Raw genomic sequence first — 9,278 nt, forward strand, 5'->3', positions numbered from 1 at the left:
CCGCCGGTGCCGCCGGTGACCAGGACGGTGCCGCGCGGGCGCCAGTCGCGGACCGGCTCGCGGTCGTCGAGGGTGGCGCGGACCAGGCGGCGGCCGAAGGCGCCGGAGCCGCGCAGGGCGATCTGGTCCTCCTCGCCGGCGCCGCCGGCGAGGACCTGGGCCAGGCGGGTCAGGGCCCGCTCGTCCACGGCCTCGGGCAGGTCGACCAAACCGCCCCAGGTGCGCGGCTGTTCCAGGGCGACGACCCGGCCGAGGCCCCAGACCTGCGCCTGGCCGGGGTCGGCGGCGGCGTCGGAGCGGCCGGTGGCGACGGCGCCCCGGGTGAGGGTCCAGGTACGGGCGCCGGCCAGCCCGGTGTCGGCGAGGGCCTGGGCCAGGACGAGGGTGTGCAGGGCGCCGTCGGCGCCGAGGCCGGCCAGGGAGAGGACCCCGGCGGGTTCGTTTCCGGCGGTGGCGGTGCGGATCAGCTCGGCGAGCGCCGCGCGGTCCGCGCCGGGAGTGCGCACGGTGACCGTGGAGGCGCCGTGGCGGGCGAGGGCGGCGGCGCAGTCGGCGGCCAGCGACTCGTGGACGGAGCCGGCGGGCAGGACGACGAGCCAGGTGCCGGTCAGCGGCGCGGAGGTGAAGTCCGGCAGGCGGTCCCAGGAGACCCGGTAGCGCCAGGAGTCGACGGTGGAGCGCTCGCGGCGGCGGCGCCGCCAGGAGGACAGGGCGGGCAGCAGCTCGCCGAGCGCCCGGCGCTCCTCCAGGTCGAGGGTGTCGGCCAGGGATTCCAGGTCCTCGCGCTCGACGGCGTCCCAGAAGCGGGCCTCGGCCACGTCGGCGGGCAGTGCCGGGGCGGCGGCGGCCTCGTCGGCGGCCGGCGCCTGCAGCCAGAACCGCTGCTGCTGGAAGGCGTACGTGGGCAGTTCGACGGTGCGCGGGGCGTGCGGGGCGGCGAGGCGGGCCCAGTCGACCGTAGCGCCGTGGACCCAGGCCTCGGCGAGGGAGGCCAGGAGGCGGCGGGGGCCGCCCTCGTCGCGGCGCAGCGTGCCGAGGGTGACGGCGGCGCTGGCGCTGGTGTCGATGGTCTCCTGGACGCCGACGGTGAGGACGGGGTGGGCGCTGGACTCGACGAAGATGCCGTGGCCCTCGGCGAGGAGGGCGCGTACGGCGTCCTCGAAACGCACGGTGGCGCGCAGGTTGGTGTACCAGTACTCGGCGTCCAGCTCGGAGCCCTCGGCCCAGTCGGCGGTGACGGTGGAGAAGAACGGCACGCGGGCGGTGCGCGGCTCGATGCCCGCCAGCAGGCTCAGGACCTCGTCGCGGATGGACTCGACCTGCGCGGAGTGGGAGGCGTAGTCGACGTTGATGCGGCGGGCCCGGACCCCGGCGCTCTCGCACGTCGCCATCAGCTCGTCCAGCGCCTCGGGGTCTCCGGAGACGACGGTGGAGCCCGGGCCGTTGACGGAGGCCACGGCGAGGCGGTCGCCCCATGCGGCGATACGTTCCTTCACCGCGTCGGCGGTGTCGGCGACGGACACCATGCCGCCCTTGCCGGCCAGCGCGACGATGGCCCGGCTGCGCAGCGCGGACACCTTCGCCGCGTCCTCCAGCGACAGCGCGCCGGCGACCGCGGCGGCCGCGATCTCGCCCTGCGAGTGGCCGATGACGGCCGCCGGCTCCACACCGGCCGCGCGCCAGAGCTCGGCCAGGGCCACCATGACGGCCCACAGCGCGGGCTGGACGACGTCCACCCGGTCGAAGCTCGGCGCGCCGTCCGCCTGCCGCAGCACCTCCAGCAGCGACCAGTCGGTGTACGGGGCCAGCGCCGCGGCGCACTCGTCCAGGCGGGCCGCGAACACCGGCGAGGACTCGTACAGTTCGACGGCCATGCCCGCCCACTGCGAGCCCTGCCCCGGGAAGACCAGGACCACGCCGGTGCCGGGCAGGGTGGTGCCCTGGACCACGGAGGTGGCCCCGGGCAGGGAGTCGACGACGGCGGTCAGGCCCTCGGTGAAGCCGCCGGCGCCCTCCCGGCCGTCGGCGACGACGACCAGGCGGCGCTCCAGCGCGGCGCGCGTGGTGGCCAGGGAGTGGGCGATGTCGTGGACGGGCGCGGAGCCGTCCTCGGCGAAGGCCCGCAGCCGGTCCGCCTGGGCGCGCAGCGCGCCGGCGGTCCGGCCGGAGACGGGCCAGGCGGCCAGGTCGGTGTCCAGTACGGCGGGGGCCTCCCCGCCGTCCCCGGCGGGCGCGTCGGCGGAGGCGGGGGCGAGGTCCTGCTCCAGGAGCACGTGGGCGTTGGTGCCGCCGACGCCGAAGGCGGAGACGCCGGCGCGGCGCGGCCCGCCGTCCTGCGCGGCCCACTCGACGGCGTCCCGCAGCAGCCGGACGGTGCCGGCCGACCAGTCGATCTGGCTGCTGGGCGCGTCCACGTGCAGGGTGCGCGGCAGCAGGCCGTGGCGCATGGCCATGACCATCTTCATGACGCCGGCCATGCCCGCGGCGGCCTGGGCGTGGCCGATGTTGGACTTCACCGAGCCGAGCCACAGCGGGCGCTCGGCGGGCCGGTTGCGGCCGTAGGTGGCGATGAGGGCCTGCGCCTCGATGGGGTCGCCGAGGGTGGTGCCGGTGCCGTGCGCCTCGACGGCGTCGATCTGGCCGGGGGCCAGGCGGGCGTTGGCCAGCGCCTGCTGGATGACGCGGACCTGGGAGGGCCCGTTGGGGGCGGTCAGGCCGTTGGAGGCGCCGTCCTGGTTGACGGCCGAGCCGCGGATCACGGCGAGGACCTCGTGGCCGTTGCGGCGGGCGTCGGAGAGCCGCTCCAGCAGCAGGACGCCCACGCCCTCCGAGAAGCCGGTGCCGTCGGCGGCCTCGGCGAAGGCCTTGCAGCGGCCGTCGGCCGCCAGCCCGCGCTGCCGGCTGAACTCGACGAACAGGCCGGGCGTGGACATCACCGTGACGCCGGCGGCCAGCGCCAGGGAGCACTCGTCCTGGCGCAGCGCCTGGACGGCGAGGTGCAGGGCGACCAGCGAGGAGGAGCAGGCGGTGTCGACGGTGACCGCCGGGCCCTCCAGGCCGAAGGTGTAGGCCAGGCGGCCGGAGACGACGGCCGCCGCGCTGCCGGTGCCGAGGTAGCCCTCGACGTCGTCCGGTACGGAGTCCAGGTCGGAGGCGTAGCTGGAGGAGGAGGCCCCGACGAACACGCCCGTACGGCTGCCCCCCAGCGAGGTCGGGTCGAACCCGGCGCGCTCCAGCACCTCCCATGTGGTCTCCAGCAGCAGGCGCTGCTGCGGGTCCATCGCGAGGGCCTCGCGCGGGGAGATCCCGAACAGCTGTGCGTCGAAGCGCGGCACGTCCCGCAGGAAGCCGCCCTGCTGGGTGTACGAGGTGCCGAGCCGGTCGGGGTCGGGGTCGTAGAGCGCGTCGAGGTCCCAGCCGCGGTCCTCGGGGAAGCCGCCGATGCCGTCGCGGCCGTCGGCGACCAGGTCCCACAGCTGCTCGGGCGAGCCGATGTCGCCGGGGTAGCGGCAGGCCATGCGCACGATGGCGATGGGCTCGGGCTCCTCCAGCTCCTTCACCCGCCGCCGCGCGTTGCGCAGGTCGGCGGTGGCCCGCTTCAGATATTCGCGAAGCTTGTCTTCGTTGCTCGTGCTCAACGTCTACTCACCTACCGGGAACGGGAAGCCAACACGGTGCGGGCGCTGCGTGCGCTGCGGGCGCGGGGTCACTGCGTCTCCAGTTCGTCGTCGAGCAGGTCGAAGAGCTCGCTGTCGGAGGCCGCGTCGAGGTCGGCGTCGGACGCCGCGGCGCCGGCCGCGGTCCCGTTCCACGTGGCGAGGAGGGCCTGGAGCCGGCCGGCGATGCGGCCGCGGTCCTCGGCGGTGGCCTCGCCGGCCGCGGCCAGGGCGTTGCCGAGGCGGTCGATCTCGTCGAGCAGCGGTTCCACGCCGTCGGCGTCCCCGAGGAGTTCGGTGCGCAGCAGGGCGGCGAGCAGGACGGGCGTGGGGTGGTCGAAGACCAGGGTGGAGGGCAGGCTCAGGCCGGTCGCGGCGCCGAGCCGGTTGCGCAGCTCGACCGCGCTGAGCGAGTCGAAGCCCAGCTCGCGGAAGGCGCGCTCGGGGCCGACGGCGGCCAGCGCCTCGGGGCCCGCGGCGCCGTGGCCCAGCACGGAGGCGGCCTGCTTGCGGACCAGGTCGACCAGGATGCGGTCCTGCTCGGCGGCCGGGAGGCCGGTGAGCCGGCGCAGCAGCGCCTCCGGGGCGCCGTCGGCCTGCTCGGCCTCGGCGGCGGCGCTCGCCTCGGCGGCGGCGAGCAGAGCGGCGGCCTCGGGGACCATCTCGAACAGCGGGCTGTTGCGCTCGGTGTTGGTGCCCAGCGAGAAGCTGTCCCAGCGGATGTCGATGACGACGGGGTTCGTCTCCTCGTGGTCGAGGGACTGCTGGAGCGCGGCGGTGGCCAGCTCGGCGGGCAGCTCCCAGACCCCCTGGAGGCGGGCGCGTTCGCCGACGCCGTTGTCGGCCATGCCGCTGCCCTCCCAGGTGCCCCAGACCACCGCGGTGGCGGGCAGGCCCTGGGCGCGGCGCTGCTCGGCGAGGGCGTCGAGGAAGGTGTTGCCGGGGGTGTAGTTGCCCAGGCCCGCGGAGCCGTAGGCGGCGCCGAAGGAGGAGTACAGGACGAAGGCGGTGAGCTCCTTGTCCGCGGTCAGCTCGTGCAGGTTGCGGGCGCCCTGGGCCTTGACGGCCAGGACCCGCTCCATGCGGTCCGGGGTGAGCGAGTCGACCATGCCGTCGTCGAGGACGGCGGCGGTGTGGAAGACGGAGGTGAGGGGGGCGTCGGCGGGGATCGCGTCGATGACGGCGGCGAGCGCGGCGCGGTCGCAGACGTCGGCTGCGGCGACGGTCACCCGGGAGCCCAGCCCGGTGAGTTCGGCGACGAGTTCCGCGGCGCCGGGCGCCTGCTCGCCGCTGCGGCTGACGAGCAGGACGTGCTCGGCGCCGGCGCGGGCGAGCCAGCGGGCGGTCTGCGCGCCCAGGCCGCCGGTGCCGCCGGTGACCAGCGCGGTGCCGGCCGGCTCCCAGTGGCGGGCCGGCTCGGTGTCGCCGAGGGGGGCGCGCACCAGGCGGCGGACCAGGACGTTCCAGGAGCGGACGGCGAGCTGGTCCTCGTCGCCCGGCTCGGCGAGCACGCCGGCCAGGCGCCCCCAGGCCTCGTCGTCGGCCTGCTGCGGCAGGTCGACGATGCCGCCCCACAGCCGCGGGTGCTCCTGGACCAGGACGCGGGCCAGGCCCCAGACGGTGGCCTGGAGGGGGCTGGTGAGGGTGTCGGAGTCGCCGACGGAGACGGCGCCCTGGGTCAGCGACCACACCGGTGCGTCGAACTCGGCGAGTTCGCGGACCTGGAGGACGGCCTGGACGAGGGTGACCGTGCCGGCCAGCGCCAGCGGCAGCGCCGGGTGGTCCGGGTGCGGGCGCTCGTCGAGGGAGAGCAGCGAGAGCACACCGCTCACGCCGGCCTCACCTGTTGCGGCGAGTGCCTCGTGCAGCTGCTGGGCGAGGGTGTAGCGGTCGGCGGCCCATACGTCGACGGGGATGCGGACGGTCCGGGCGCCGTGGGCGGCCAGCCGGTCGGCGGCGGCCGCGGCGAGCTCCTCGGCGGCGCCCTCGGGCTCCACGATCAGCCAGGTGCCGGTGAGTTCGGGGGCGGCGGTCTCGGCGACCGTCCACACGGTGCGGTAGCGCCAGGAGTCGATGGCGGACTTCTCGCGGCTGCTGCGGCGCCAGGCGGCGAGGGCGGGCAGGACCTCGCCGAGCGGCCGGCCGGCGTCCACGCCGAGGGGTTCGAGGTTCCCGCTCTCCACGGCCTGCCAGAAGGCGGTGTCGACCTCGTCGCCGCCCTGCGGCGAGACGGTACGGGAAGCGTCCACGGGTGCGGCCTCCAGCCAGTAGGGGCGGTGCTGGAAGGCGTACGTCGGCAGCTCGACGCGGCGTACGCCCTCGGGGAAGACGGTGGGCCAGGCGACGGTGGCGCCCCGGGTCCAGGCCTCGGCGAGCGAGGTCAGGAAGCGCTGCGGGCCGCCCTCGCCGCGGCGCAGCGTGCCGAGGGTGACGGCCTGCGCTCCGGTGGTGGCGGCGGCCGCGGCGGCGTCGACGGCCTCCTGCACGCCGATGGTCAGCACCGGGTGGGCGCTGGACTCCACGAACAGGCCGTGGCCGGCGCGGAGCAGGGCGCGTACGCCGTCCTCGAAGCGGACGGTGGCGCGCAGGTTGGTGTACCAGTAGTCGGCGTCCAGCTCGGAGCCGTCGGCCCACTCGCCGGTGACGGTGGAGAAGAAGGGGACCTCGGCGGTGCGCGGTGTGATTCCCGCGAGGGAGCTGAGGACCTCGTCGCGGATGGACTCGACCTGGGCGGAGTGGGAGGCGTAGTCGACGTTGATGCGGCGGGCGCGGACGCCGTCGGCCTCGCAGCCGGCCATCAGCTCGTCGAGTGCCTCGGGGTCGCCGGAGACGACGGTGGAGTTCGGGCCGTTGACGGAGGCCAGGGAGAGCCGCTCGCCCCACGCGGCGATCCGCTCGGCGACGGCGGCGGCGGGCGCGGCGACGGAGACCATGCCGCCCTTGCCGGCCAGCGCGACGATGGCCTTGCTGCGCAGTGCGGACACCTTGGCGGCGTCCTCCAGGGACAGCGCGCCGGCGACCGCGGCGGCGGCGATCTCGCCCTGCGAGTGGCCGAGGACGGCGGCCGGGCGGACGCCGTGGAAGCTCCACAGCTCGGCCAGGGCCACCATCACGGCCCACAGCGCGGGCTGGACGACGTCGACCCGGTCGAAGCCCGGCGCGCCGTCCTTCTGCCGCAGCACGTCCATCAGCGACCAGTCGGTGTACGGGGCCAGCGCCGCGGCGCACTCGTCCAGGCGGGTCGCGAAGACCGGCGAGGCCGCGTACAGCTCGACGGCCATCCCGGCCCACTGCGAGCCCTGGCCGGGGAAGACGAACACCGGCCGGTCGGCGCCCGGCGCGACCGTGGCGCCGGTGGTGTCGCCGGCGGCCAGCTCGGCGAGCCCGGCGAGGAAGTCCTCGTGCTTGGCGGCGACGACGGCGCCGCGCACCGGGTGGGCCGTGCGCGCGGTGGCCAGCGAGAAGCCGGTGGAGGCCGGGGCGGCGCCGTCCCGGACGTGGGCGAGCAGGCGGGCGGCCTGCTCGCGCAGGGCGGCGTCGGTGCGGCCGGAGAGGATCCAGGGCACGGTGGTGCCTTCCTCGGCGGCGGCGGGCTCCGGTGCGTCGGCGGCGTCGGCCTCCTCCAGGATGACGTGGGCGTTGGTGCCGCTGACGCCGAAGGCGGAGACGCCGGCGCGGCGCGGCTCCTCGCCGCGCGCCCATTCGCGGGCCTCGGTCAGCAGCCGGACGCCGCCGGAGGACCAGTCGATGTGCGGGGACGGCTGCTCGGCGTGCAGGGTCCGGGGCAGGACGCCGTGGCGCAGCGCCTCGACCATCTTGATGACACCGGCCATACCGGCGACGGGGCCGCCGTGGCCGATGTTGGACTTGACCGAGCCGAGCCACAGCGGCCGCTCGGCGGGGTGTTCCTTGCCGTAGGTGGCGAGCAGGGCCTGCGCCTCGATGGGGTCGCCGAGAGTGGTGCCGGTGCCGTGCGCCTCGACGGCGTCGACCTGGCCGGGGGTGAGGCGGGCGTTGGCCAGCGCCCGGCGGATGACCTCCTGCTGGGCGGGCTCGCTGGGGGCGGTCAGGCCGTTGCTGGCGCCGTCCTGGTTGAGAGCGGTGCCGCGGATGACGGCGAGGACCTCGTGGCCGTTGCGCCTGGCGTCGGAGAGCCGCTCGATCAGCAGTGCGCCCACGCCCTCGGACCAGGTCGTGCCGTCGGCCTCGGCGCCGAAGGCCTTGCAGCGGCCGTCGGTGGCGAGCGCGCGCTGGCGGCTGAACTCGACGAAGGCGGCCGGGCTGGACATGACGGCCACGCCCGCGGCCAGGGCGAGCGAGCACTCGCCCTGGCGCAGGGACTGCACGGCCTGGTGCAGCGCGACCAGGCCGGAGGAGCATGCGGTGTCGACGGTGACCGCCGGACCTGCCAGACCGAAGGTGTACGCGACCCGGCCGGACAGGACGCTCGCCATCGTGCCGGTGCCGACGTAGCCCTCCATGCCCTCCGGCAGGGCGTCCAGCCGGGAGGCGTAGTCGGAGGCGACGGCGCCGACGAACACGCCGGTGCTGGTGCCCTTCATCGACATCGGGTCGAGGCCGGCGCGCTCCAGGGTCTCCCAGGCGGTCTCCATCAGGAGCCGCTGCTGCGGCTCCATGGCGGACGCCTCGCGCGGCGAGATGCCGAACAGTTCCGGGTCGAAGAGGGTGGCCCCGGTGAGGAAGCCGCCCTCCTTGACGTACGTCTTGCCGGGCTTGTCCGGGTCGGGGTCGTACAGGTCGGTGTCCCAGCCGCGATCGGCCGGGAAGGGGCCGATCGCGTCCGTGCCGGACGCGACGAGGTTCCAGAAGCCCTCGGGGTCGGTGACCCCGCCGGGGAAGCGGCAGGCCATCGAGACGATGGCGATCGGCTCGTGCCCGGCGTCCTCGGCGTCACGCAGCTGCTGCTTGGTGCGGCTCAGGTCCGCCGTGACGCGCTTGAGGTAATCGCGGAGCTTCTCTTCGTTGCTCGTCGACATGCTCGGTACTCCTCAGTGGATATGGGACAGGAGCAGGTCAGGAAGCTCCCAATTCCTTGTCGATCAGGGCGAAGATCTCGTCGTCCGTGACGGACTCGAGCGCCTCGCCGTCGAGTACGCCCGCCTCGGCCTCGCCGATGGCGCGCCACTTCCACAGCAGCGCCTCCAGCCGCTTGGTGACGGTGTCGCGGCCCTCGCCGTCCGGTGCCGCGTCCGCCAGTACGGCCTCCAGCGCGGCGAGTTCCCGCAGCCCGGGCGCCTCGGCGCCGCGGGCGGTGCCCAGCTGGTCGAGCAGGTGCCGGGCCAGGGCCAGCGGGGTGGGGTGGCTGAAGACGAGCGTGGCGGGCAGCGTCAGGCCGGTCGCGGCGGTGAGCCGGTTGCGCAGCTCCACCGCGGTCAGCGAGTCGAACCCGAGCTCGCGGAAGGCCCGGTCGGCGTCGACCGATTCCGTCTCGCTGTGGCCCAGGACGGCCGCGACGCGGGTCCGTACGAGGTCGGTGACCGCCCGCTCCTGCTCCTGCGGGGAGAGCGCGGCCAGCTTCTGGGCGAAGGACCGGGCCTCCGCCGCGTCCTGCGAGGCGGCGGTCCGGCGCACCGGCGCGTGCGCCGCGGCGCGGGCGTCGGC

General features: G+C 75.9%; 3 protein-coding genes. All 3 read right to left on the bottom strand.

Annotated elements, in window-relative coordinates; all coding sequences use genetic code 11:
- A partial coding sequence (locus GPJ59_RS28760) for a type I polyketide synthase (RefSeq protein ID WP_219670623.1) occupies window positions 1–3,638 on the bottom strand: 3,638 nt, incomplete at its 3' end.
- Between the two features lie 68 nt (window positions 3,639–3,706).
- A complete protein-coding gene (locus GPJ59_RS28765) occupies window positions 3,707–8,653 on the bottom strand; it encodes a type I polyketide synthase (protein WP_219670624.1) in 4,947 nt (1,648 codons plus the stop codon).
- Between the two features lie 37 nt (window positions 8,654–8,690).
- The coding region (locus GPJ59_RS28770; RefSeq protein ID WP_258025062.1) for a phosphopantetheine-binding protein at window positions 8,691–9,278 on the bottom strand (588 nt) is incomplete at its 5' end.

This window comes from Streptomyces bambusae (assembly GCF_019400985.1).
In the GTDB taxonomy this organism is placed as follows: Bacteria; Actinomycetota; Actinomycetes; order Streptomycetales; family Streptomycetaceae; genus Streptomyces; species Streptomyces bambusae_A.